The following is a 24,117-nucleotide window of genomic DNA, read 5'->3' on the forward strand; positions in this document are numbered from 1 at the left end:
AATCATACTGAAAGGATAGACTGGGGAATGATCCGCAGGTTATCTTTTAGCAGAAACGGATACCTGATAAGCGGTACATTGTATCGCTGACTTCGGAAGCGTATGTCTTCTGGAAGACGGTACAGCCGTTTCTTCTTGTTGGTACGAAAGAATATCTATATTAAAAAAGGAGTGAAGACAACTATGTCCTCATTTAAACGAATTGGTTTTATTGTTCTAGATAGTGTTGGTATCGGTGAAGCGCCAGATGCTGCGAATTTCGGTGATGCTGGGTCGCACACGCTTGGTCATATATTGGATCGTGTTCCTGGTTTGAAGCTTCCTAATCTCCAGAAGCTCGGGTTAGCTAATATTGCTTCGCTGCCACCGCTAGAGCCTGTAGCTTCACCAACAGGGTACTACGGCAAAATGCAGGAAGTATCTGTAGGCAAGGATACGATGACCGGACACTGGGAGCTAATGGGGCTGAAGATTGAGGTTCCTTTCAATACGTATCCTGACGGTTTTCCAGCAGAATTGATTGAGAAGTTCGAAGCGGCAACTGGTCGTAAGGTAATCGGGAATAAACCGGCTTCCGGTACGGAGATTCTTGTTGAATACGGCGAAGAACAAATGAAAACCGGTGCTTGGATTGTCTATACCTCTGCGGACAGCGTATTCCAGCTTGCTGCACATGAAGATATCATTCCACTCGAAGAGCTGTACAGCGCTTGTAAAATAGCCCGTGAGCTGACGATGGCTCCAGAATTCTCGGTTGGTCGCGTGATTGCTCGTCCATATGTTGGCGAACCAGGGAAATTCGTTCGGACGCCAAACCGGCATGACTATGCTGTGAAGCCGCCAGAACCAACGGTAATGAACGCGCTGACTGATATCGGTAAGGATGTTATCGCAGTTGGTAAGATCAACGATATCTTTACAGGAGAAGGAGTTACGGCTTCTTATCCAACGAAGAGCAATGAACATGGAATCGAAGTTACTATTGAGCAGCTTCGTCAACCGTTTGACGGTTTCCTGTTTACGAATTTGGTGGATTTTGATTCTTTGTATGGACATCGTCGTGACCCAGAAGGATACGGCCGTGCACTGGAAGTGTTCGATCAGGCCCTGCCTGAAATTCTATCTACGCTCGGTGAAGATGATCTATTGATTATTTCTGCAGACCATGGTAACGATCCGATCCATAGTGGAACTGACCATACCCGTGAATATGTACCGCTCTTAATCTATAGCCCGCGGTTTAAACATCCAGAAAGTTTGGGCATTCGTGAAACCTTCTCTGATGTAGCTGCAACCATTGCTGATAACTTTGGTGCGAAGGCGCCGCAGTATGGGACAAGCTTTTTAGCGAAACTGCAATAAAAGGGTTGTGGGTTGCTCCACAACATCAATGAAGGAGGATCATCCATGAGCGCATTAACTCAAAAAGAAATTCAAGAAGCAGCTATTTATATAAAAGACAAATGTCCGGTGGCTCCGGAAATTGGATTGATCCTTGGTTCAGGCCTCGGTGTGCTTGCAGACCTTATTACTGATGGAGTAAGCATTCCATATGATGAGATTCCTCACTTTCCTGTGTCTACTGTAGAAGGACATGAGGGCGAGCTATTAATTGGTATGATCGAAGGCCGCCGAGTCGTGATGATGAAGGGCCGCTTTCATATGTATGAGGGTTATGGACCAGAGGTAACGGCATTCCCTGTACGGGTTATGAAAGAGCTTGGTATAGCGAGTTTACTAGTAACGAATGCAGCTGGTGGAGTGAACACAGATTTCACGCCGGGTGATCTTATGCTTCTTACGGATCATCTTAATATGACTGGGCGGAATCCTTTAATAGGACCTAATGATCCTGCACTTGGTGTGCGCTTCCCAGATATGTCGACCGCCTACAGTCGCCGCCTGATCCAGGTAGCCAAGGAAACGGCAGCTCAGCAGAATTTCGAGTTCAAAGAAGGCGTATATGCAGGTCTATTGGGACCTTGCTACGAAACGCCTGCTGAAATCGTAATGCTTCGTACGCTAGGTGCCGATGCTGTGGGCATGTCTACTGTATCGGAGACCATTGTTGCTCGTCATGCAGGTATCGAGGTATTGGGCATCTCCTGTATTACTAACATGGCCGCGGGAATCCTGGATCAACCTCTCAATCATGAAGAGGTGATGGAAACTGCAGAACGTGTGCGTGAACGTTTCTTGAAACTGGTCTTAGGCTTTATTCCGAAAATGTAATTTCGGGCACTGCATTTTGAATTACTGGGAGGTCATATTTATGACACAAGTGATTAAATTTAAGCCATTGACGCATGAACAGGTAGTTAATGTAACTAAACCAAAATATATCGGATTTGCTCGCGCAAATGTCCGTGAAATGCAGGTGTAAAATGAGAGCTGTCGACATTATTCAGAAAAAAAGAGACGGTGGAGAGCTGAGCCGTGAGGAAATATCCTTTCTAATTCAAGGCTATAGTAAAGGTGAAGTTCCTGATTATCAACTTTCCGCTTGGGCCATGGCGGTTTATTTTCAAGGTATGAACGCACGGGAGACCGGCGATCTAACGATGGAAATGGCGATGTCTGGTGATCAAGTGGATCTGAGCCCAATCGCAGGCATTAAGGTTGATAAGCACTCCACAGGTGGAGTGGGAGATAAAACCACCGTGGTGCTTGCACCGTTGGTAGCCTCTGCTGGAGTACCGGTAGCGAAGATGTCCGGCCGCGGACTTGGGCATACAGGAGGTACACTTGATAAGCTGGAGTCGATCACTGGCTTTTCTATAGAGATGGATCGCGAGCGTTTCTTTGATCAAGTAGGGGAGATCGGAGCTGCCGTGATCGGCCAGTCGGGCAACATTACACCCGCTGACAAAAAGCTGTATGCCCTTCGGGATGTAACAGCAACTGTTGAATCCATCCCTCTTATTGCAAGCTCAGTGATGAGCAAGAAGATTGCAGCGGGTGCAGACGCCATTGTACTGGATGTCAAAACCGGCAGCGGTGCTTTTATGAAGACGCTTGATGATTCAATTGCGCTTGCCCAGGCTATGGTGGATATCGGCACCCATTTGGGTCGTAATACCGTTGCGATCATCAGTGATATGGATCAGCCACTGGGTTACGGGATCGGAAATGCGCTGGAAATTAAGGAAGGAATCGAGACCTTGAAGGGTCACGGTCCTAAAGATTTGCAGGAAGTCTGCCTTATTCTGGGCAGTCAGATGCTTGTTCTTGGCGGTAAAGCCAAGGATGAAGCGGAGGCTCGTTCGATTCTGATGACACATATTGAAGATGGCACAGCGCTGGAGAAATTCAAACAGATCGTGAGTGCGCAAGGCGGAGATGTTTCACAAATCGATGATCCGGAGAAACTCCCTGCTGCTAAACGATTCATTGAAGTGAAAGCGAAGACTAAGGGTTTCATTGAGGGGATTCAAGCAGAAGAAATCGGCATTGCTGCTATGCTGCTTGGTGCAGGACGTGAAACTAAGGAATCTGTAATAGATTTGGCTGTAGGTATTCAACTCTCTAAAAAAGTTGGAGATGCTGTAGAGATTGGGGATACACTTGCAGTATTGCATATCAATGATGCCAGTGATAAGAAAGTAGAGGAAGCTGAGGGCAAGGTGCTGGAAGCTTACCGTATTACTTCTGAATCGGTTCCACCATTACCACTGGTATTCGCGCTTGTTACGAAGGATGGAGTAACACGGTACTAGCCAAGGAAATATAATTATTGTCATGACAAAGACCTGAAATAGACAGTACAATAGCGAGCCTCCCGTATTAGGAGGCTCGCTGTTTTGCGTTTTTGATGGAGCAGCTACAAATGCTTATCGATAAGATTGAAAATCTGAGAAGCCCCGCTGCTTGTATTACATAATACGACCACAGTCTCTCCACTAGCCGGATAGATAGCCGATCGGAAGGAAATACCGGGATCGTATCCCATAATGTGAAACTTGAACACTTTTTCTTCTCGGAGGGTGATCCATACACCATAACCATAATAGCCTTCACCATCCACATGTATGTGGGGAGTAAGCAACAATGAAGTGAGTACTGGACTCAAAAGGGTATGGTTCATTAGCCCGTTCCAGAATAACTGCATGTCGGGAGCGGTTACGAAAGCTCCACCGTCAGCGCCTCCTTTTACCGGGATTGAATAGATGTTGCTTCTCCAGCTACCGTTCTCTTCTTCTATGTATCCTAGTGCACAGTTGGCTGGTAAGGCATCTAACGTAAAGTAACCGGATTGCTCCATTCCGCAAGGCTTAAAGATGTGAAGCTCCACATAATCGGAAAAGGACATTCCACTCAATTCCTCCACCAGAAGACCTAGCACGATATATCCGGCATTGTTGTAGTGGAAACGTTCACCAGGGGTCCACATCATGGGGAGGTTTCTAAACATCGGTACAAAATCTTCCAGTTGCCGTAAAGTGTACATAGGTTGTGTCTTCCACAGTTCTTCGAAGTCATCCATGATTGTTTCATCAAAATAATCTGGAATCCCAGAGCTATGCGTAAGCAACTGATGTATGGTGATTTCAGAACTAAAGAGAGGGAACTCTACCTTCTTCAGATAGTCTGATAATCTGCTTTCGAAAGAAATCAATCCCCTTTCTACCAGTTGACAGACGGCAATTGCTGTGAATATTTTACACCCGGAAGCGATCCCGAACCGAGTATGAATATTGTTTTCGCGCTTATCCGACTTATTGGCATAACCGTGACAGCTGTTGGCGATTTCTTTATCATATTGTTTTGCTAGTACTACGCCTGAGAAATCGTTCTGTTTTGCTTCTGTCTCAATATAAGTTTCTAGTGGGTTCATTCGTATATTCACTCCTCTGTAAGACAGTATAGGTTCTTAGTTAACATTCGTGAAAGTCTACGATTTACCTTTAAAAGTCCTAAAATGAGAGCTAAAAAAATGGAAATACTTTAAATTTGAAATATTATTTAATCTCCCCTATAATAAAAATGCTCTGCAACTGCTGCTGGGCTTTTTTTAATTGATGACATCCTTACTTCTTGAGATAAATAATTGTGGTTATTTCCTTAAAAATGGAATAATTTTCACCCTTTCTGACGAAACTGGAACACAGTACCTGTGATATGAAGGTTAACGTTCAGGAGGGGAACCATTGTGAGAAAAATGCGTTTTGCTGTGCTTGTGCTCTGTATCGCTGTATCGGTTCTAGGACCTATGTCAGGCGCTTATGCAGAAGAAAAAACCAAGGACTCTGGCAGTAATGCTGCCGCTGTAGACCTCGCACCGGGAGCACGTTCTGCTATTTTGATGGACGCTGGTACCGGAACTGTTATTTATGAGAAGAACAGCCATGATAAGCTGCCTCCCGCAAGTATTACGAAGATTATGACGATGTTACTAACGGTGGAAGCGCTGGATGAAGGAAGGCTGCAGCTGACTGATAAGGTGCGAACAAGTGAATATGCGGCTTCTATGGGCGGATCGCAGATTTTTCTGGAGCCTGGTGAAGAAATGTCGGTAGACGATATGCTTAAAGGTATCGCTATGGCTTCTGGTAATGATGCTTCTGTGGCGATGGCGGAGAAAATAGCTGGTTCAGAGAGTGCTTTTGTCGATCTGATGAATAAACGTGCAGAGGAACTGGGTCTAAAAGATACCCATTTTGCCAACTGCAACGGTCTTCCAGCCGCCAATCACTATTCCTCAGCTTACGATATTGCGGTCATCAGTCGTGAGCTTTTGAAGCATGATCAAATTATCAAATATACCGGTTCCTATCAGGATTACTTACGTAAGGATTCAACCAAACCGTTCTGGTTGGTGAACACGAACAAGCTAGTGCGTTTCTACACTGGTGCTGATGGTTTGAAGACTGGTTATACTGCTGAGGCAAAATTCTGTCTGTCCGCTACAGCAGCAAGAGATGGCCTACGTGCTGTCGCTGTTGTGCTAGGCGAGCCGAACACAAAGACACGCAATAGTGAAGTGTCAGGCATGTTCGATTACCTGTTCTCGCAATATAAAGTACACACGATCCACAATGAAGGGGATGCCATCGGCACCCTAAAGATTGAAAAGGGCGTAAAATCTGAGTTGCCGATAACAGCCAAAGAGACGTACAGTGTTCTTTTGAAAAAAGGTGTGACTCAAGAAGGCATTCGCCACGAACTAGTATTGCCGGAAAGCGTGAAGGCTCCAGTAGCTGAAGGTCAATCTGTGGGCAAGCTAGTGGTCTACCAAGGAACCCAAGTGATTAAGGAGTATGAATTAAAAGCAGGGGAAGCTGTGCCGAAAGCAGGCTGGTGGAAGCTCTTTAAGCGCACAACAGGCTCGATGTTCGGCGTAGATTAAAAACAGTTTTTTTGTAGATTACCCCCATGTACTCTGTAGATTCATAGGGGTTTTCTTCTAGTTTTGTCGTGAGGCAGGATTCCTGATTTGCCGCGTAGAAAACCTTGTCCTTGAAGGGAATAGGTACTGTCTTTCAAGGTCAGTTTTCAAAGCAACGAAGAGGAGAGTGGCAAGCATGAATTCTCATGTGGAGATGGAGCATCACAGGGGTGTGTTGATTGTCCGTTTATCAGGGGAGTTGGATCATCACGCAGCCGATTTTGTAAGAATGGATATGGATGAAGCGATTATGCGTGGTCAGGTATCGCATTTGGTTCTTAGTCTTAAGCATCTGCAGTTTATGGACAGTTCAGGCCTAGGCGTGATTCTGGGAAGGTATAAACTGATCCACAGTAAAGGTGGAAAAATGGTTGTGTGTGACGCAACGGCACCTGTGAAGCGGCTGCTGGAAATGTCAGGCCTGTTCAAAATCATGCCCCTATATGACGACGAGAGTACTGCACTCTCGGATTTGGAGGTTGCGTTATGACAAATAGTAAGGCTGGTAACTTCATGAACGTGCAGTTCGCTGCACGCTCGGAGAACGAATCGTTCGCACGTGTAGTCGTAGCGGCGTTCGTTTCCCGGCTTGATCCTACGATGGACGAGCTGAATGATCTGAAGACAGTCGTGTCGGAAGCGGTCACCAACTGTATTATTCATGGGTATGATAGTGATCCGGAAGGTATTGTGACCATTTCGGCATCGCTGGACAACGAAACGGTACATCTAACCATTGAGGATCAAGGACGGGGCATTGAGGATTTGGAGCTGGCGCAACAGCCGCTGTATACCTCTAAGCCAGAGCTGGAGCGGTCGGGCATGGGCTTTACTATTATGGAGAATTTCATGGATGAATTTGAAGTCACTAGTGAACCGGGACACGGTACTTCTATCTCAATGAAGAAAACCATCGTCTCGAAAAAAGCTTTATACAATTAGGGGTTGGAGCCATGGATGCAGAGTCAAAAAAAGCTCCGCCGACCTATTTGGACGATGCGGAGGTCAAACGTCTTATCGCGCTCAGTCAGGCCGGAGATAGTCTTGCCCGCGACACGCTTGTAAGCTGTAATATCCGACTGGTCTGGTCGGTAGTACAGCGGTTTATGAACCGCGGGTATGAGCCTGACGATTTGTTCCAGATCGGTTGCATTGGACTCCTGAAGTCCGTTGATAAATTTGACCTCAGCTATGAGGTCAAGTTCTCCACTTATGCGGTGCCGATGATTATCGGTGAGATTCAGCGTTTCCTTCGTGACGATGGCACCTTGAAGGTCAGTCGTTCCCTTAAGGAAATGGCTAATAAAGTTCGTAAGATGAAGGACGAAATGTCTAAAACGCTTGATCGTCTGCCTACGATTGGTGAAGTTGCGGAAGCGCTAGGGGTTACACCCGAAGAAGTGGTGTTCGCTCAAGAAGCCAATAAACCACCGACCTCTATCCATGAGACGGTGTTTGAGAATGATGGAGATCCGATCACGCTGATTGATCAAATCGCTGACGAATCACAGGAGCGTTGGTTCGATAAGCTGGCATTAAATGAAGCTATCGGAGGCCTCAGTGAACGTGAACGTCTGATTGTCTATCTTCGCTACTATCGTGATCAAACGCAGTCGGAGGTCGCCAGTCGTCTAGGGATCTCTCAAGTGCAGGTATCCCGGCTGGAGAAGAAAATATTGCAGAATATCCGTGAGCAGATTGCTCAGTAGGATAAAGTTATTCATGTAATGACGCTTGTAAAATAGCGAATTAGAACAAAAAGCCGCCCCGAATAGGGGGGGCTTTTTATGTGGAGGTGATCTCAATATGCATTCACTCGGTGACGAGAATGTGATCACATGGTCTATGGATATGGAAGAAAATCTGTTGACGATGTCGAGAATTTTAGAGGAATGGGCTGGTTGCACAAGTAAGACTAAACCGCACAGCCCTAGTTTTTTACGGGAACTTGTGAATGTAGTAGATCGTGATCGATATGATGCCTACATGGAAAGATTAAATGCTGGTCATATCAGTAATCTTGAGTATCGGATGCAATTACCTACTGCAGGACTGAAGTGGGTTCAAAATATCGGCACTCCTATCCTAAATAAGAAGAACAAGGTCTGCCGAATAGATGGAATTATGCTGGACATTACTGAACAAAAAACGGCACAAATTCAATTAGAAAGCACATTTTCTTTGTATCAACAGATGTTCTCTAATCTAGATGTGGCGGTTTGGTCTTACGATTACGTATCTAAGAAAGTGTTATTTATATCGGATGCCATTCTCAATATCACCGGTTATTCCGTTGAGCAGGCGAAAGAGGATGACTTTTGGCTTCGTATTGCACATAAGGAAGAAAATCCCTTGTTTCAAGAGATCATATCATCAGTTGGTCAAGGGATTCCACAACTTAGTGAATATCGAATTATCCACGCAAGTGGTGAGCCTCGATGGTTACAGGTCAGAATCATACCCAGTCTAGATGAATCCCAAGCGGTAGTTCGGCTTGATGGGATCTTGGCAGATATTACTGAAAGAAAGTTAATGAAGGAGGCTTTACTCAAAAGTGAACAGCGCTATAAATCCTTATTTGACTATAACTCAGACGTCGTATGTGAGGTGAATCTACAAGGTAATATTTTGGCAATCAATTCTGCGGCACAGCAAATTACTGGAGAAGCTTTAAGTATGGTCGGAGAGAACTTGTCCATCATGAATCTATTTGGAGTAGAAAATATAACGAGGATGTCGGATTATTTCGGAAGAACAGTACGGGGATCTGCTCAGCATTATGTTGTGGCCTCTTCCCGTAAGGATGGATCAGTGAGCCATTGGACTATGAAAAACATCCCAATTTATGTGAATAGTCGTATTGTGGGTGCTTTTGTTGTCGCTAAAGATATAACATCTACAGTAGAAGTAGAACAAAAGCTGGCACAGCGAGAAGCAGAGTACAGACTAATTATTAATAACATGAAGGATATGATGGGGGTTCTGGATCAGAAAGGAAATTTCATTGTAGCCTCCCCCTCCTGTGAGACCCTAATCGGTATTCCTGTAGGTTTAATCAAGGACACTACCATCTTAGAGTATATCGATCCAGATGAGCAAGAAAGCTTGCGTGAACAAATAACAAATATTTTTCGGACAAAAGCAAGTAAGATGTTTTACAATCGTTTTATTCACACAAAAGGTTATATCTTAAATTTAGAATGTCTTGCTACTCCCGTTCTAGGTGAGGATGGAGAAGTAATGAGTATCGTAATTGTAGCAAGAGACATTACCAAGAGAGTCCAAATGGAACAAGAATTAAGGGAAAGCGAGGAATTCAATCAGCAGCTGATCAAGATGTCGCCTGAAGCGGTCGTTCTGCATAGCGATTATAAGTTTGTTTATGTGAATTTCTCTTGTCTTGGATTATTTGGAGTTAGCGATGAGAGTCAATTGATCGGTAAAAATATTTTCAATTGGGCACATCCGGAGTATCTGCCGCTGGCGAAAGAACGCATGCGTGAGATCTATAAAGAACCCTATAAGATCTTAGTTCCTATTGAACAAAAGGTCGTACGTTCAGATGGGACGATTATCGATGTAGAGGTAACAGCTAGCTCCATTTTGTACAAAGGAAAAGTCGCATGTATCTCTATATTTAGGGATATTAGTGATCGAAAAAAAGCAGATGAGGATAGACAACATACAGAGCAGATTATTCGAGAGAGTGAGGAACGGTATTTTCGCCTGCAAACGAGTCTCGATCAGTTCTCCGAAGATCTTTTTGGTGTAATGAAGATTAGTCATATGGAACAGCGGTTACTTAGAGAAGTCAGAGAAACTCTGCAGATAACAAATATAAAATTTATCGCAGTTGAATCTAACCATGATAAATTATGTGAAATTATCGAGACGGAGCAAGGGTATTCACTCAAGATCGGGGAGTCCCGAGGAAAGAGCTACTTGCTATCGATTAACGAGAAGACGCTTTTACTAGAAATCAGTTCTATTCGAGTGTGGCTGGAGACGATTACCCGTTATGTCAGTGTTCTCTTTGATCATTTTTTGCTTATCGAAGATTTAACGAAGGATCTTGAGCTAGCGGCTTCTAAGCAAGTGGCCCCTACATGGCTTCTTCGCTTTATGTTTAATTTATCAGAGAATGAGCGAAAACGGCTTGCTCAGGATTTACATGACTCAGCGCTCCAAGAACAGATTATCTGGTATCGTAAGCTGGATTTTCTCTTAGGTGAAAGGTCCATTAATGGGGAACTTAGAGAACAACTAGAACAGATCTCAGAAGGTTTACTTGATGTTATTTATCAACTGCGGATTATTTGTAACGAGCTCCGACCTCCTGCATTAATCAATGAAGGTCTTATCTCCTCGCTGGAGACGTTGTTTGAATTTACGCAGCTACGTACCAACTATCAGATTTATTTCGAGTCTGAAGGATTCACGCATAAGTTAGATGATGAAGTGCTTATAGGTCTGTACCGTATTGTGCAAGAGCTTTTAGCTAATGCAGCAAAGCACTCTTTTGCGACAGAAGTCCACATCACCTTAGTTAGTGAAGACAATCATATTCATTTGGATTATAAAGATAACGGAATCGGAATGAATTTATTTGGTGAGGATTCACTTACAAGTATGGGGATTTATGGGATGAAGGAAAGGGTTCGAAGTATGGATGGGTCAATAGTATTCCGATCGCCAGATAAAAAGGGATTAGCGGTCAATATATCTATACCTGCAGATTAATCATGCGGCATAACAATTGGATAGAGGGGTAGTCATAGGCATGATTCAAATATTGTTAGTGGATGATCATCCATCTGTTATGGAAGGGACTAAAATGATATTAGAGCAAGAGGGAGACATGAAGGTTACTCTAGCTAATTCAGCGGATGAAGTGCTTGAAATGGTGAGTAGTCATTCCTTTGACGTAATGTTATTTGATCTTCATATCGCGGATGTGAATGGGATTGATTTGGCGAAGCAAGTATTAACAATGAACGCGGATGCGATTATCTTAATCTACACCGGATATGAATTTACTAACAAATTTAACCTGATGATCGAATCGGGGATCTTTGGTTTTATCTCAAAAACAACCAATAGAGAGCAGTTGATTACAGCGGTACGATGTGCATTAAGAGGGGAAGTCATTCTGCCGCGGACCTTAGTCAAGCAGTTAAGAAAAGTACCGCCTAAAGGATTAGAAATCAATGATGAACAAGCAACCTCCATGATTAGCAAAAGGGAACATGAAATGCTGACGGAAATCGCAAAAGGAAAAAGTAATAAGGAAATAGCGGAGATTGTGCTTATGAGTCAGCGGTCACTAGAATATAGTTTAACGAATTTGTTCCAAAAGCTAAATGTGAAATCTAGAATTGAAGCGGCTATAAAAGCTAAACGGCTCGGAATATTGAAGGAATCAGATTTTACTAATTCATTGTGAAAATACGTAACAACCCTATAGATTGAAATCCCGATCACTAGATAGTGAGGCGGGATTTTTTGTTTTGCGCGTCATTGCGGAGGTACGCAATAATTTTGCGTGATCACGCTATTTATTTTCGGTTACCATATTCTTCTTACCGTTTATGATGAAATAGTTCCTAAGAATTACTAAAAATTGACTAACGTAATGAGGTGCAGAAGGATGAAATGGTTTTATAATTTGAGAACAGCAGTGAAGCTAATCTCAGCATTTGTGTTGGTATCAGTCATTTTATGCTTTGTAGGATTCTATGGAATAAGTAATTTGAGTAAGATGGATGAGTCCATCGAGGATATGTATAAAAATCGCTTAACACCGATTGCCTATCTCGGTGAAGCGAATGAACTTTTTTTAACGAATAGAATAAACATCCGGGATATAAATACGATGGCCCAAACCGAGGTGAAGAAAAAAGAATATCGGGATAAATTACATAAGAATGTCCAAAGCATTGAAGACATCATGAGTAAATATAGTAAGACAAGATTGAGAGAAGAAGAATTAGAGAAAATGAAGGATTATCCTGAGATCTGGCAACGCTATACCACCAGCGTGGATCATGCAATTGAATTGGATAAGAAGATCATTAGTAATGAAGAATATACGAATTATTTGCTAACAGGAGATTTACAGCTGGCCACTACGGAGATGACGGATTTCTTGCAAGGTTTAATTGATATCAATATGAAGCAGGCACAGGAATCCAGTGATAACGCCAATGAATTATATCAATCCTCTCGGTTGATTACCTTTAGTGTTACTATCATTGCACTTTTAATCAGCGTGGGTTTTGGCTATCTAATCTCGCAAATTATAGCACGGCCTCTTAATCAAGTGATGCGCCTGCTAGGTAAAGTAGCCAACGGAGACTTAAGCGAAACTTCGAATCTAAATTCTAAGGATGAGATCGGAAAACTTGCGAATTCTGTGAATGAAATGGTTCTGAACTTAAGGCATACTGTGGGGGGGATTTTGTCCTCTGCGGAAAGTGTCTCGGCGGCAGCACAGCAAATATCAGCAAGTACTGAGGAAGTAGCTAGCGGCAGTATGAGTCAAGCCACTGCAGCGCAAACGATGAATGAGTTGTTCCGAGAATTGTCTGAAGCGATTAATTCAGTAGCTCAGAGTGCAGAGCAAGCCTCAGAGCTGTCAGATCATACGATGCGTATTGCTCAGGATGGAGGCGCGGTGGTTACTGACTCCATTCAAGGGATGACGTTACTTAACAACCAAATGTCTAGACTAGAAGAAGGCTCAGATAAAATTGGCGAGATCATTGCGGTCATTGATGATATTGCAAAACAGACAAATCTGCTGGCTCTTAACGCAGCTATTGAAGCGGCTCGTGCAGGTGAACAGGGCCGAGGTTTTGCTGTTGTAGCGAATGAAGTAAGAAAGCTAGCAGAGCGGAGCAGTGAGGCTACTAAGCAAGTCACGGACATAATTAAAGAAATGCAAAAAAATACACACCAAAGTGTGAATGCGGTAGTCGATGGCGTAGCTTTTTCACAAAAAAATGGGGAAGCCTTTGATCATATTCTCTCTATGGTGAACGATACCGCTCATAAAGTAACAGAAATCGCTGCTGCCAGTGAAGAACAGGCCGCGCAGTCATCAGAGGTGTTGTACTCGATCGAGAGCATATCGGCAGCAACGGAAGAAATGGCGGCAAGCAGTAGTGAAACGGCAACGACGGCTAATGCATTAGCACAGCTTGCGGAGGAACTAAATGCACTCGTATCTATTTTTAAAGTTAAATAAACAGTGTCATGGGGATCATCATTGATAGGAGAGGAGAAGTAGTGCAAAAGTTAAAGGTGCTCGTTGTAGCTACTTCAGTAATGATGCGTAAACAGATCTCGAACCTTATTGCGGAGGATTCAATTATCGAGGTCATTGGAGCAGCTCGAAATTCATCCGAAGCGGTTAGCATGGTTCAAGAACTCAGGCCTGATGTCGTGACGATTGATATAGAAGTGCCGGAATTGAATAGTTTAGTAGCGCTCTCTAGTATTATGTCACAACGTCCAACCCCTATCCTTATCCTAAGCTCGGGGTCAAAGGATGGAATAACAGCAACTATCACAGGTCTACAGAACGGAGCTGTAGATTTTATATCCAAGCCCACTCAAATCCATGGACCTGATTTATCCCAAATAAAAGACGAGCTAATATTCAAAATTAAACAAGCTGCTCAAATTCCTTTGAGAACCCTTATCCTTAACAATATTACTGTTTCGAAAGTGATGACAGGACTACAGGCAGAAGACAATTCTAAGAACGGATGTACGGAAGAATTCGATCAAATCGTAGCCATAGGATGTGGAGTTGGTGGTCCGAAGGCGCTTGAAATCGTAATTAGCTCGCTCCCGGCAAACTTCCCATATCCTTTATTAATCGTTCAGCATATGCCACCCAAGTATACGAAAGTATTAGCAGAACGATTGAATCGATTCTCAAGTGTACGGGTGGTTGAGGCGAAAGATGATCAATTGGTACATGGCGGAACGGCATATATTGCACCTGGTAATTGTCATATGACCGTAGTTCAGCAAGGGCAAGTATGTAGAATCAAACTTCACAAGAAAGCTTCAGTGAACGGATACCGTCCATCCATTGATGTATTGTTCGAATCGATTTCTGGACTGAAAATCTTGAAGCAGCATTTGATTCTAATGACCGGAAGGGGAAACGATGGCGCGAGAGGCATGCTGAATGCCAAACAAGCTGGCGCCCAATCTACCCTTGTAGAGTCGCAAGAGACTTCGATTGTAAATGAAATGCCTGAAGCGGCGGTTGAGCTCAAGTGCGTGGATTATGAAGTTCCTTCATTTTTGTTAGCCTCGAAGATTATGGAGGTTACGGGGATGTTGGACGAACAAATTTGATGAATAATCATTACCATAGGCGTTGGTAGGAGGAAAATCCACCAACGCTTTTTTTATGTAAACCTAGGGTTTCATCCCAAGTGGGGATAAAATTCCTATAGATCTATTCTATGTTGACACTTCCAAATGATAACGATTATCATTTGAGTTGTGAATGGCTTTATTTGTATTGGCGAAGAAGGAGAGGCTTTCGATGGCTTTAAAAATATTGAATTTGGAGATTCATGATCTTTTTGAACAATTTACAGAGCGGATAGAAGGGCATGTTGAGCACAACCAGTGGGAACAACGTCTTACCATACCCTCGCATATCGGTCAGGGAAGCATTACACGTACGCGGATTCGTCCAGGCATGGAGATCATGTATACGGATATAACTTACGAACAAGATATGAAGCTCTATATTCAGGAAGCTTGTCCGTTATTCGAACTAAGCTATAACGTGAGTGGAGAAATCTATTGCGAATGGAACGGCAAGGAAAGTCACACGGAGAAACAAACAGGCAATGTTCTTTTTTTAGAGGATGTTCAGGTGTATGAAGAGAAAAAAGCTGGTGTCTCCAATCAATTGTTAGAAATACGGCTAGCTCCTAGCGAACTGCTGTATTATGCCGGAGATCTAGCGGAGAAACAACAGATGGAGACCTGGCTTAAACATCATCGTGGAAATATTGACCGTTATCCTGACACTGCGGCGATTCGAAAATGTGTCTTTGAAATGATCCATTGTACTTATCATGGAACATTGAGACGATTATATATGGAGAGCAAAGCGCTTGAATTTATCGCTTTATTTGGGGAGTCCGATGGTTACGGCTCTATGAGCGGGAGTATGACGTTCCGGCATGATGATATTATAAATCTAAAGCGGGTACATGAGTTGGTGCAAATCCATTTCGAACAACCGCTGTCCATACGTGAGTTAGCCAAGCGGGTAGGCATCAATGAATTCAAGTTAAAAAAGGGTTTCCGTGAGTTATTTGGCATGACGATCTTCGAGCTTGTTCGTATAAAGCGGATGGAGAAGGCACTTTGGTACATGGAGGTAGAAGGTTTGAATATAGGAAAAACAGCCGTTTCGGTCGGATATAGTAATGTCAGCAATTTCACGACAACCTTCCGTAAGCACTACGGCTGCAATCCAAGCGAGTACTTAAAACGTATCGAACAACAGACTTTGGAGCGAAATAGGATCTAGAAGGATTTGTACTTACAGATGGCTTCATGCAGTAGGACATAGGGTTCGGAATCGAACACTATATTCTGCCTGTTTGAGGTTTTTTTGTGTTTGCTCCCTTATCAAGGATTAAACCTCCCTTAACAGGTAGAGAAAAAGACTATTCTAATTGATAATCATTTTCATAGATTTCATGGAGAGGTGGTCATACAATGCAAGAAGTTGATTCGCGACGTTGGTATGCGCTATGGGTTATTCTACTTCCAACATTACTCATTTCATTGAATACTTATATGATTCAAGTCGCCCTTCCATTAATGCAACATCGCTTGAATGCGAGCTTCTCTGAAGCACAGCTTATCGTCACCGGATTTTCGCTAGGATTAGCTGTGGCGTTGATCATTAGTGGTAAGCTTGGGGATATATACGGCAGAAAACGAATGCTGATTATCGGAGTGAGTGGATTTACGATTATGGCAGTGTTGGGTGGTTTGACCTCAGATCCGACACTTCTGATTGTTATTCGCATCGTACAAGGTATGGCAGCTGCGCTTATCCAGCCTCAGGTTTTGTCTACACTTCAGGTCAGCTTTCTGCCAAAGGAAAAAGGGCTTGTTTTCGGTATTTATGGTGCAATGATTGGCATTGGATTCGCTTTCGGATTCATTCTCGGAGGCACTATTGTGAATTGGAATCCGTTCGATCTCGGTTGGCGGACGGTATTTTTTTTCAATGTGCCTTTCGGACTTCTCGTCTTGCTGTTAATGCCGATTGTTCCTGAAACACGAGCCGAGCAGACGCACAGTATTGATTGGACGGGAAGCTTCCTACTGCTGATCAGTTTGTTTCTGCTGATCTATCCGTTATCTGAGGGACAAAAACAAGGGTGGCCCTTGTGGATCTCAGGCTGTCTAATTATAGCTTTATTCGTGTTGTTTACTTTTATCTGGGTTGAAAATCGGAAAGGAAAGCAGGGGAATTGTCCATTAGTCGATCTGTCTATTTTCAGACATAGAACATTTAGTATAGGTCTGGCGACCGTGCTTGTCCTTTATCTAGGCATGTTCTCCTTCTTTTTTGTTTTAAGCTACTATATGCAATTTGGCTTGCACTATAATGTTCAAGATACAAGTTTGGTTTTTTTGGCTATAGGTATAGGCTTTTTTCTGACTTCCCTAATCTCGTCTCGAATGGTCAAAAGATGGGGGATGAGTGTACTTAAAATAGGAGCGCTGATGATGGGATGCTCTAGTTTATTGCTTATATGGGAGCTAAATGTGGATGCGACGCATCTGCTGGGCGCACGAAATATTTTAATATTATTGATATATGGCTTCGGTCTCGGCATGGCTACTACACCATTAGTCAACGTCACGCTCAGTTCAGTACCAGCAAGGATTACGGGCACAGGATCAGGTCTGATCACTACATTTATGTATTTAGCAAACTCGTTAGGGGTGGCTCTAATCGGTATTTTGTTCTCCACTTCGTTGAAACATTCTCTTTTGGAAGCAGATTTATCGGATTATGTAAGGGCGTTTTCCTTCTCACTGGCAGCTATCGGAGGACTTGCTTTTACTGGTTTTGTTTGTCTTTGTTTCTTGCGAGAGCGGAAATGATAGAGGAGGAATCAAGTTTTCTTGTTCTGTGAGCAATCTAACAACCGTTCTCTTCACTTAGTTTTATAGTATTTACAGGAATAACATAATTCCATTTAATGTTAATCCGCCAAGCTATGAAGGGGACGGTGCGAGCATGTCTATTCTAGAGGTAGAGAATCTCTCAAAAGAATATAAAGGCAAGGGCAAAATGAATGTGTTTCGGGCGCTAAACGGCATAAGCCTGAGTGTGGATAGCGGAGAGCTTGTAGCGATTATGGGGCCTTCGGGGAGTGGTAAAACGACGCTGCTGAACATCCTTAGCGGGATCGACACGGAATATAGTGGGGTAGTCCGGATTGCAGAGACTAGTATAAGCGAGATGTCTAAGAATGAGCTTGCACTGTTTCGCCGGCAGCGAATGGGGTTCGTTTTTCAAGATTACAATCTACTGGATAGCCTGACCCTACGGGAAAATATAATGGTGCCCATGGTTCTGGATGACCAAGAGGGAGACGACATCAATACCAAGACAGATGAGACGTTATTACTCTTTGATCTGGGCGAGGTGAAGGATAAATATCCGTATATGGTTTCAGGAGGACAGCAACAACGAGCGGCGATTAGCAGAGCGATTATTAATGATCCGGAGGTGATCTTTGCGGATGAGCCGACGGGGAATTTGGATTCCAAATCTTCAAGTATAGTGATGAAGACCTTCGCCAAACTGAATGCTCTGAAAGGAGCAACGATTGTGATGGTCACACATGATCCTTTTGCGGCCAGCTATTGTAATCGCGTGCTCTTTATCAAGGATGGGAAGGCTCTATTAGAGATTACTAGGGACAATAAAGAGCGGAGAGCATTTTTTGATAGGATTCTGGAGAGTCTGGCCTTCATTGGAGGGGGAGAAGATGACCTTTAGGAGAATGGCTATTCAGATTTTTAAGGCGAACCTTAGAAGGTATTTGTTATTTTTCCTATGCAGCAGCTTTACGATTAAGGTCTTTTTCGCCTTTTACTCCCTGTATACCAACCCTGATTTTAATGACCCCTATCAAGTAAATGGAATGGTGTCTGGTAATTTATATGCTCCTTTCTTGGTTATGAGAGTGTTTGCTGTTCTATTTATTGTATATGCGCAAATGGCCTTTTTGAAATTTAGAAAAAGCGACTTTGGGCTGTTAATGGTGCTTGGAATGACGAGCCACAATATCCGTAAAATTATTTTGTTAGAAAATAGCTTGATTGCATTAGCTTCGATTCTCACGGGTTTAGGTGCAGGGACGGTCTTCTCCGGTCTTTTCTTCTTCATCATCTCGTTGTTTGTTAATATAGGGGGCAGTTCTTTTTCACTTACGCTGGAAAGTTATCTGTATACCATTAAATTCTTCGGGATTATTTACATAGCTGTGATTGGAATCCAATTAATATTAACGCTGAGATACAACATTGTACGCCTTCTAAAAGAATCCAGAGCCGCAGAACGTAGCCTTCTTCATGGTAAAATCACAGGGATTATCGGAGTCGTATTACTGGGGATCTCCGTTTATGATATGATTACAAATTACAGTCCAGATGATGCCCGTATGATGTTGATCAATCTGGGAGTAAGTATGGTGGGTGTCTATTTGCTGCTGTCAGGACTTGGGGACTGGATGAAACTTTTTATATCGCCATCAAGCAGAGCCTATCACAAGCACCTGCTGTTTAGTTCCAATTTGATCTATACCCTTGGTCGCTCCAAAATAGTGCTTTCTCTTATCACCTTCCTCGTCTTCATAACAATTTCTCTAAGCGGTATTATTTTTTATTTGACCTGGAATGCTGAGGATATTCCTGTTGCAAACAATCCATATGATATTGCCTATGCAGAAGTATTCGGGAAAAATAGCCTTCCTTCTGAGACACTCAGCGAAATCACGGATCATGGTGCTACACCGCTGATTTCACACCAAACGCTTGAATACATTGATTTGTTCAATTTCAAAGTATTTTTGGATCAAAACATCAACACATTAATAGGCAGTGATTATCATGTGGAGAAAGATCACTTTTTTAATCTTGCCTTAGTTGCTCGAGGAGAAGAATGGAAGAATCAAAGACCAGAGATGCCCAGCTTCGAAATGAAGCTTTCTTCCGGGAATCATACGTTGTACTCACAAGGACTTATATTTAAAATGCTATTTAACCCTGTGCCGAATCTTATGAATGGTCTTCATGTCATTGTTAACGAAGAGGATTATATAGCGCTGAAAGCGGAAAATAAAAAAGCGATCGGTAACCTTCAGCTCTTGAATTTTAATGATTGGAAAAAAACTGCGGATATAGATGCTAAGTTAAATGCCGCTTTAGCCAAATATAACAAAGACAATACAGAGTCCTGGTATGGCAATGAGCGGCAAGAGGCGCTCGTATTCTCTACGAAGTCTAGAATAAGTGACTATCTACAGTTACAGGAGTCTGGCCGATTCGGAATCTTCGTAATTTCATTTGTTGGTTTAATATTTTTCGGCGCCTCCGGGATAGTACTGCATTTCAGTATTCAGACCGATTTAGAGCGTGAGAGGATCAAATTCAGGAAGCTGAACAAGATTGGAATTACTTCTAAGGACGTGGATCGCATTATAGGCGGCCCTTTAAAAGTGCTGTTTTTTCTCCCGTATGCATTAGGTATTGCATTGTCTTCTTTTTATGTTGTTAGTTCTTCCAGGGTTGAAATGTCTACAGCTCTGGAGCCGATGTGGTTTTGTTTGTTGGTAGGCGGAGCGTATCTTTTATTTCAAGTCCTCTTTTATCGTATATACACCAAAATATACACTCGCAATATGCTGGCTCATATCGAACTGCTTGATGTTCCCACAACGAATAATACAAGATGTAAATTTAATTCCAATTATGATAATATTAACAAATAAAATCGTGGGGGGATTCCATTTGAAAAAGATTTTTTCCAGAATTTCAGTCGCATTAATGATCTTGATCCTTGTTGCGATAGTCACTTGCTTTTATATTGGTGAATTCACCTATGCGTATGGATTAATTTTGGTGCTGTTTTTCGTATTTGCGGGGATGGGGCAGCTCTATAAGCTTAAAAATGATGAGTATATGTACAAAAAATTAAATAACACTGATGAGTATAATGAATATACTAGATGATATAAATTTAATAGAAACTTCTTATGTATAACCAAAACACCCCACTTTAGGCGATGCCTAATAAGTGGGGTGTTTCTTTATGTGTCTATTCTTATTTCTTACCGTTGCGCTCAAGAATCATATCAACGAACAGATCGATTTGTGCGGTAATGGCAATAGGATCATAGCGATAAAAAGTATCAAAATCGTTGTAGAACAGATGGTCGTTCTTCGCAGCAGCAAGTCCGTTCCAAACGGGTGATTCCTTCAGCTCTTTCAGCTTATCACCTTTTTTATCAGGATCATAAGTAGTTAGGAACATGTAATCCGCTGCATATTCTGGCAACAGCTCCATGGATAGCTGCAGTGTTTGGTTGTCATTGCTGTTCTTAGTAGGCATTTTCAGCTTAAGTGCATTATAGAGGGCTTGTCCACCACGGCCCGCATTGTTACCGAAGGTCCATAGCTCACCTTTGTCAGTCAGCTCATAAATTCCGAATGTATCATTTTCATTCACGACACCTTTAAGCTTTTCGCGGCCTTCAGCAGCCTTTTTCTCAAAGTCAGCAATGAATTGCTCAGCTTTATCAGGTGCTCCTACAATATCTCCAAACAGTTTTACGGTTTCATAGATGTTCGTAGCAGTTCCGTATGGAATATGAATGGTTGGAGCGATTTTGGATAAAGCATCATAGTTGTCATCGTACATAACTACAATTAGATCAGGTGCAAGTTCTAGTGCTTTCTCAGCATTGACTGGAGCACCAACATCTTGTGTGTTTTTGAGCAGGTCTTTCAAGAAGGGGTTATCAAAAGTACTAGGTTCAACGCCTATGACGTTAGCTCCAACGGAGAGTAATTCCCCACCATAATAATCTGTAACGATCCGCTGAGGTTTAACTGGGATTTGAACAGTACCTTTAGTAGTTTCATAGCTGCGCATTTCGGCAGCGGAAGCATCAGGAACAGCTGTTGCCTCTGCACTCGGGGCTGTTGTTGCTTCAGTTGTCGCTGTTGGTGTATTAGATGAAGCCTTGTTGTTTCCCCCGCAAGCCGTCACAAATACAGACAATAACATTACGAGTGCCAGGATGGGGAAAAGGGTCTTTCTTTTTAGCATGGTAAACCTCCCTAAGTATATGTACCAAATGATAATAATGAGAATCATTATCATCATTATTATCAATTTGAACTGTATCAAAGCTTAGAATTTCTGTCAATGCAATAAATTAAATGGTACCAATTAAATCTATCTATTGCCAAACCTAGGAAATGTAATTTACAATAGTCTAATGATAATGAGAATCAATTTCACAGAAATAGGGTGGCATTCATGAATCAACAGATAACTACCAGGATAGGAGCCGATAAAGGAGTAGTTAAACGAGAATTTCGTTCACGTCCTTGGGCGGCAACATTAATCTTGGTCGGCGGTCTGGCGCTATTATTATTAGGAATCGCTGTTTCCGTCTCCTTCGGTGCAGCAGATATTAAGCTGTCTGTGGTATGGTCAGCTGTGTTTCACTTTGATCCGGAGATCATGGATCATCAGATTATTAGAGAATTAAGATTACCTCGTGTACTTGGCGGAGCAATGATAGGGGCTAGCTTTGCAGTTGCAGGTGCCATTATGCAAGGGATGACGCGAAATCCATTGGCTGATTCAGGTCTGATGGGTATCAACTCAGGCGCAGGATTTGCGCTTGCACTATGTTTTGCTTTTTTTCCAAATTTATCGTTTATGTATTTGATTCTATATTCTTTCGTGGGTGCCGGCGTAGGCGCGGGTGTTGTATACGGAATAGGATCACTTGCTAAGGGAGGATTAACTCCTGCTCGTTTGGTGCTGGCCGGTGCTGCTTTTAGTGCACTTTTGTCTGCGCTGAGTGAAGGGGTAGCTTTATATTTTCACATCGGTCAAGATTTAGCCTTCTGGTACGCGGGAGGTGTGGCTGGAACGAAATGGATCCAACTCAAAATCATGTTCCCTTGGATAGGGGCCGCTTTAATTGGTGCAATGGTAATCTCTCGATCGATCACGATGCTCAGTTTAGGTGACGATGTTGCGAAAGGTCTAGGTCAGCGTACAGGGCTTGTGAAGTTGGCAGGTGCATTAATCGTATTGATTTTGGCTGGATCATCGGTTGCAGTAGTTGGTGCAGTTGGTTTCATTGGACTAATTATTCCCCATTTGACACGATTTTTTGTGGGTGTCGATTACAGATGGATTATTCCTTGTTCAGCGATCCTCGGCAGTCTACTTGCTGTATTTGCAGATTTAACTGCGCGGATGATTAATCCACCTAATGAAACGCCACTTGGCGCTATTATTGCACTGATTGGTGTACCTTTCTTCCTTTATCTTGCACGTAAAGAAAGGAGGGAGCTGTAATGATGGAAAAGACGACATTCGGTTCCTTCGAAGCCGCCAAAAACAAACGGGGCTTAATTATCATGATTTCGTTGGCTGTACTAATTGTGATTGCTTTTATTATTAGTATGAATACAGGTTACATACGTTTGACTCCTATGGAGTTGATTAATACATTGTTCGGTAAAGGAACCGACAAGCAGGAGTTAATCTTGTTTCAGTTTCGGCTGCCACGTATTGTGATTTCCGTTCTAATTGGGGCAGGTCTGGCTGTATCCGGTGCTGTGATGCAGGGCGTCTTTCGTAATGCGTTGGCGGACCCTGGTATCTTAGGGATTAATGCTGGTGCAGGAATTATGGTTATGCTGTTGATCTCTTTTTACCCTACGGCAACCGCGGCTCCAGTGTATCTGCTGCCAATGGTAGCGTTCGTCGGTGCGGGGCTTACAGCTGCCTTAATCTATGCTCTAGCTTATAAACGGCACCAAGGAATATCGCCTATGCGTCTACTGTTGACTGGTGTAGCTGTCGCAGCTGGGATGAGTGCAGCTATGATCGTGCTTACGCTAAGGCTTGATCCAGAAAAATACCAATTCGTCGCTACTTGGCTAGCAGGCAGCATTTGGGGAACAAGCTGGAAGTTTGTACTTTCACTCCTACCGTGGATTCTTATTCTGGTGCCTTATGTCATCTATAAGGCAAGGGTGATGAACGTACTGAATCTAGGGGAGCAGACCGCTGTGGGACTTGGTGCCGCAGTAACGAAGGAACAATTTCGGCTTCTTGCGGCTGCGGTAGGATTAGCAGCGGCGAGTGTCGCTGTCAGCGGTGGAATTGGTTTTGTGGGATTGGTCGGACCCCATTTGGCGAGACGGTTAGTTGGGCCGAAGCATCAACTCATGCTTCCGACTTCGGCACTGCTTGGGTCACTACTCGTTATTACAGCGGATACCATTGGACGCTGGATCCTCCAGCCGTCTGAGATTCCTACGGGTATCGTTGTAGCTGTAATTGGAGCACCATACTTTTTGTATTTGTTAGCCCGTACGAAATCTTGATGAAAGTAGGCTGATCT

20 protein-coding genes are annotated in these 24,117 nt (G+C 43.1%); 18 read left to right on the plus strand and 2 right to left on the minus strand.

The annotated features are described in order from the left end of the window. Positions 1–183 precede the first annotated feature (183 nt). From deoB to MKX60_RS12870, 3 genes are all read left to right on the plus strand, one after another. Positions 184–1,362 (plus strand): phosphopentomutase, encoded by a 1,179-nt coding sequence (gene deoB / locus MKX60_RS12860; protein WP_341060026.1) that lies wholly within the window; start codon positions 184–186, stop codon positions 1,360–1,362. A 45-nt stretch (positions 1,363–1,407) separates the two neighbouring features. After that, complete coding sequence (locus tag MKX60_RS12865) at positions 1,408–2,232, plus strand: purine-nucleoside phosphorylase (RefSeq protein ID WP_076284512.1); 825 nt, start codon at positions 1,408–1,410, stop codon at positions 2,230–2,232. 152 nt (positions 2,233–2,384) lie between these two features. After that, on the plus strand, positions 2,385–3,716 hold the full coding sequence (locus tag MKX60_RS12870) for a pyrimidine-nucleoside phosphorylase (protein ID WP_340971701.1): 1,332 nt from the start codon (positions 2,385–2,387) through the stop codon (positions 3,714–3,716). Between the two features lie 104 nt (positions 3,717–3,820). On the opposite strand, the gene MKX60_RS12875 is transcribed toward MKX60_RS12870, so the two are convergent. Continuing rightward, positions 3,821–4,834 (minus strand): serine hydrolase domain-containing protein, encoded by a 1,014-nt coding sequence (locus tag MKX60_RS12875; protein WP_341060027.1) that lies wholly within the window; start codon positions 4,832–4,834, stop codon positions 3,821–3,823. A 375-nt stretch (positions 4,835–5,209) separates the two neighbouring features. Between MKX60_RS12875 and MKX60_RS12880 the strand changes: the two genes are divergently transcribed. From MKX60_RS12880 to MKX60_RS12940, 13 genes are all read left to right on the plus strand, one after another. Continuing rightward, entirely contained in the window at positions 5,210–6,346 is a 1,137-nt protein-coding gene (locus MKX60_RS12880; protein WP_341060307.1) for a D-alanyl-D-alanine carboxypeptidase family protein, read from the plus strand. A gap of 175 nt (positions 6,347–6,521) precedes the next feature. Beyond that, complete coding sequence (gene spoIIAA / locus MKX60_RS12885) at positions 6,522–6,875, plus strand: anti-sigma F factor antagonist (RefSeq protein ID WP_042129729.1); 354 nt, start codon at positions 6,522–6,524, stop codon at positions 6,873–6,875. Beyond that, positions 6,872–7,327, plus strand: coding sequence for an anti-sigma F factor (spoIIAB, locus tag MKX60_RS12890; RefSeq protein ID WP_042129726.1), 456 nt, complete (start codon positions 6,872–6,874; stop codon positions 7,325–7,327). The genes spoIIAA and spoIIAB overlap by 4 nt, the downstream gene beginning before the upstream one ends. Positions 7,328–7,338: 11 nt before the next feature. Continuing rightward, the gene (sigF, locus tag MKX60_RS12895; protein ID WP_042129724.1) at positions 7,339–8,094 is read left to right on the plus strand and encodes an RNA polymerase sporulation sigma factor SigF; all 756 of its coding nucleotides are present in this window, start codon (positions 7,339–7,341) and stop codon (positions 8,092–8,094) included. A gap of 97 nt (positions 8,095–8,191) precedes the next feature. Then, entirely contained in the window at positions 8,192–11,125 is a 2,934-nt protein-coding gene (locus MKX60_RS12900) for a sensor histidine kinase (RefSeq protein WP_341060029.1), read from the plus strand. 40 nt (positions 11,126–11,165) lie between these two features. Then, on the plus strand, positions 11,166–11,828 hold the full coding sequence (locus MKX60_RS12905) for a response regulator transcription factor (protein WP_076284516.1): 663 nt from the start codon (positions 11,166–11,168) through the stop codon (positions 11,826–11,828). Positions 11,829–12,032: 204 nt separating this feature from the next. Then, a complete protein-coding gene (locus MKX60_RS12910) occupies positions 12,033–13,631 on the plus strand; it encodes a HAMP domain-containing methyl-accepting chemotaxis protein (protein WP_341060031.1) in 1,599 nt (532 codons plus the stop codon). Between the two features lie 41 nt (positions 13,632–13,672). Further along, positions 13,673–14,758 (plus strand): chemotaxis-specific protein-glutamate methyltransferase CheB, encoded by a 1,086-nt coding sequence (cheB, locus tag MKX60_RS12915; RefSeq protein WP_341060033.1) that lies wholly within the window; start codon positions 13,673–13,675, stop codon positions 14,756–14,758. A gap of 193 nt (positions 14,759–14,951) precedes the next feature. Then, positions 14,952–15,956 carry a helix-turn-helix transcriptional regulator gene (locus MKX60_RS12920; RefSeq protein ID WP_341060035.1) on the plus strand — a complete coding sequence of 335 codons (1,005 nt, stop codon included), beginning with the start codon at positions 14,952–14,954 and terminating at the stop codon, positions 15,954–15,956. A 191-nt stretch (positions 15,957–16,147) separates the two neighbouring features. Next, a complete protein-coding gene (locus MKX60_RS12925) occupies positions 16,148–17,554 on the plus strand; it encodes an MFS transporter (RefSeq protein ID WP_341060037.1) in 1,407 nt (468 codons plus the stop codon). A 136-nt stretch (positions 17,555–17,690) separates the two neighbouring features. Beyond that, positions 17,691–18,458 carry an ABC transporter ATP-binding protein gene (locus MKX60_RS12930; RefSeq protein ID WP_341060039.1) on the plus strand — a complete coding sequence of 256 codons (768 nt, stop codon included), beginning with the start codon at positions 17,691–17,693 and terminating at the stop codon, positions 18,456–18,458. After that, on the plus strand, positions 18,448–20,451 hold the full coding sequence (locus MKX60_RS12935; RefSeq protein WP_341060041.1) for an ABC transporter permease: 2,004 nt from the start codon (positions 18,448–18,450) through the stop codon (positions 20,449–20,451). The genes MKX60_RS12930 and MKX60_RS12935 overlap by 11 nt, the downstream gene beginning before the upstream one ends. A gap of 19 nt (positions 20,452–20,470) precedes the next feature. Then, the gene (locus MKX60_RS12940) at positions 20,471–20,692 is read left to right on the plus strand and encodes a hypothetical protein (RefSeq protein WP_341060043.1); all 222 of its coding nucleotides are present in this window, start codon (positions 20,471–20,473) and stop codon (positions 20,690–20,692) included. 91 nt (positions 20,693–20,783) lie between these two features. Here the strand turns inward: MKX60_RS12940 and MKX60_RS12945 are convergent, their stop codons facing one another. Beyond that, complete coding sequence (locus MKX60_RS12945; protein WP_339266250.1) at positions 20,784–21,791, minus strand: ABC transporter substrate-binding protein; 1,008 nt, start codon at positions 21,789–21,791, stop codon at positions 20,784–20,786. 213 nt (positions 21,792–22,004) lie between these two features. Here MKX60_RS12945 and MKX60_RS12950 point away from each other — a divergent pair, with 213 nt between their 5' ends. Both MKX60_RS12950 and MKX60_RS12955 read left to right on the plus strand, forming a co-directional pair. Continuing rightward, the gene (locus tag MKX60_RS12950; RefSeq protein WP_042190334.1) at positions 22,005–23,063 is read left to right on the plus strand and encodes a FecCD family ABC transporter permease; all 1,059 of its coding nucleotides are present in this window, start codon (positions 22,005–22,007) and stop codon (positions 23,061–23,063) included. 2 nt (positions 23,064–23,065) lie between these two features. After that, positions 23,066–24,100, plus strand: coding sequence for a FecCD family ABC transporter permease (locus MKX60_RS12955; RefSeq protein WP_042194295.1), 1,035 nt, complete (start codon positions 23,066–23,068; stop codon positions 24,098–24,100). Positions 24,101–24,117: the final 17 nt, after the last annotated feature.

Origin of the sequence: Paenibacillus sp. FSL R5-0914, from assembly GCF_038004525.1 — a bacterium.
Lineage (GTDB): Bacteria > Bacillota > Bacilli > Paenibacillales > Paenibacillaceae > Paenibacillus_AQ.

Bases quoted from the DNA above. Each gene is read 5' to 3' on its own strand.
- deoB (WP_341060026.1), top strand. From the start codon at position 184: ATGTCCTCATTTAAACGAATTGGTTTTATTGTTCTAGATAGTGTTGGT.
- MKX60_RS12865 (WP_076284512.1), top strand. From the start codon at position 1,408: ATGAGCGCATTAACTCAAAAAGAAATTCAAGAAGCAGCTATTTATATA.
- MKX60_RS12870 (WP_340971701.1), top strand. From the start codon at position 2,385: ATGAGAGCTGTCGACATTATTCAGAAAAAAAGAGACGGTGGAGAGCTG.
- MKX60_RS12875 (WP_341060027.1), bottom strand. From the start codon at position 4,834: ATGAACCCACTAGAAACTTATATTGAGACAGAAGCAAAACAGAACGAT.
- MKX60_RS12880 (WP_341060307.1), top strand. From the start codon at position 5,210: ATGTCAGGCGCTTATGCAGAAGAAAAAACCAAGGACTCTGGCAGTAAT.
- spoIIAA (WP_042129729.1), top strand. From the start codon at position 6,522: ATGAATTCTCATGTGGAGATGGAGCATCACAGGGGTGTGTTGATTGTC.
- spoIIAB (WP_042129726.1), top strand. From the start codon at position 6,872: ATGACAAATAGTAAGGCTGGTAACTTCATGAACGTGCAGTTCGCTGCA.
- sigF (WP_042129724.1), top strand. From the start codon at position 7,339: ATGGATGCAGAGTCAAAAAAAGCTCCGCCGACCTATTTGGACGATGCG.
- MKX60_RS12900 (WP_341060029.1), top strand. From the start codon at position 8,192: ATGCATTCACTCGGTGACGAGAATGTGATCACATGGTCTATGGATATG.
- MKX60_RS12905 (WP_076284516.1), top strand. From the start codon at position 11,166: ATGATTCAAATATTGTTAGTGGATGATCATCCATCTGTTATGGAAGGG.
- MKX60_RS12910 (WP_341060031.1), top strand. From the start codon at position 12,033: ATGAAATGGTTTTATAATTTGAGAACAGCAGTGAAGCTAATCTCAGCA.
- MKX60_RS12920 (WP_341060035.1), top strand. From the start codon at position 14,952: ATGGCTTTAAAAATATTGAATTTGGAGATTCATGATCTTTTTGAACAA.
- MKX60_RS12925 (WP_341060037.1), top strand. From the start codon at position 16,148: ATGCAAGAAGTTGATTCGCGACGTTGGTATGCGCTATGGGTTATTCTA.
- MKX60_RS12930 (WP_341060039.1), top strand. From the start codon at position 17,691: ATGTCTATTCTAGAGGTAGAGAATCTCTCAAAAGAATATAAAGGCAAG.
- MKX60_RS12935 (WP_341060041.1), top strand. From the start codon at position 18,448: ATGACCTTTAGGAGAATGGCTATTCAGATTTTTAAGGCGAACCTTAGA.
- MKX60_RS12945 (WP_339266250.1), bottom strand. From the start codon at position 21,791: ATGCTAAAAAGAAAGACCCTTTTCCCCATCCTGGCACTCGTAATGTTA.
- MKX60_RS12950 (WP_042190334.1), top strand. From the start codon at position 22,005: ATGAATCAACAGATAACTACCAGGATAGGAGCCGATAAAGGAGTAGTT.
- MKX60_RS12955 (WP_042194295.1), top strand. From the start codon at position 23,066: ATGGAAAAGACGACATTCGGTTCCTTCGAAGCCGCCAAAAACAAACGG.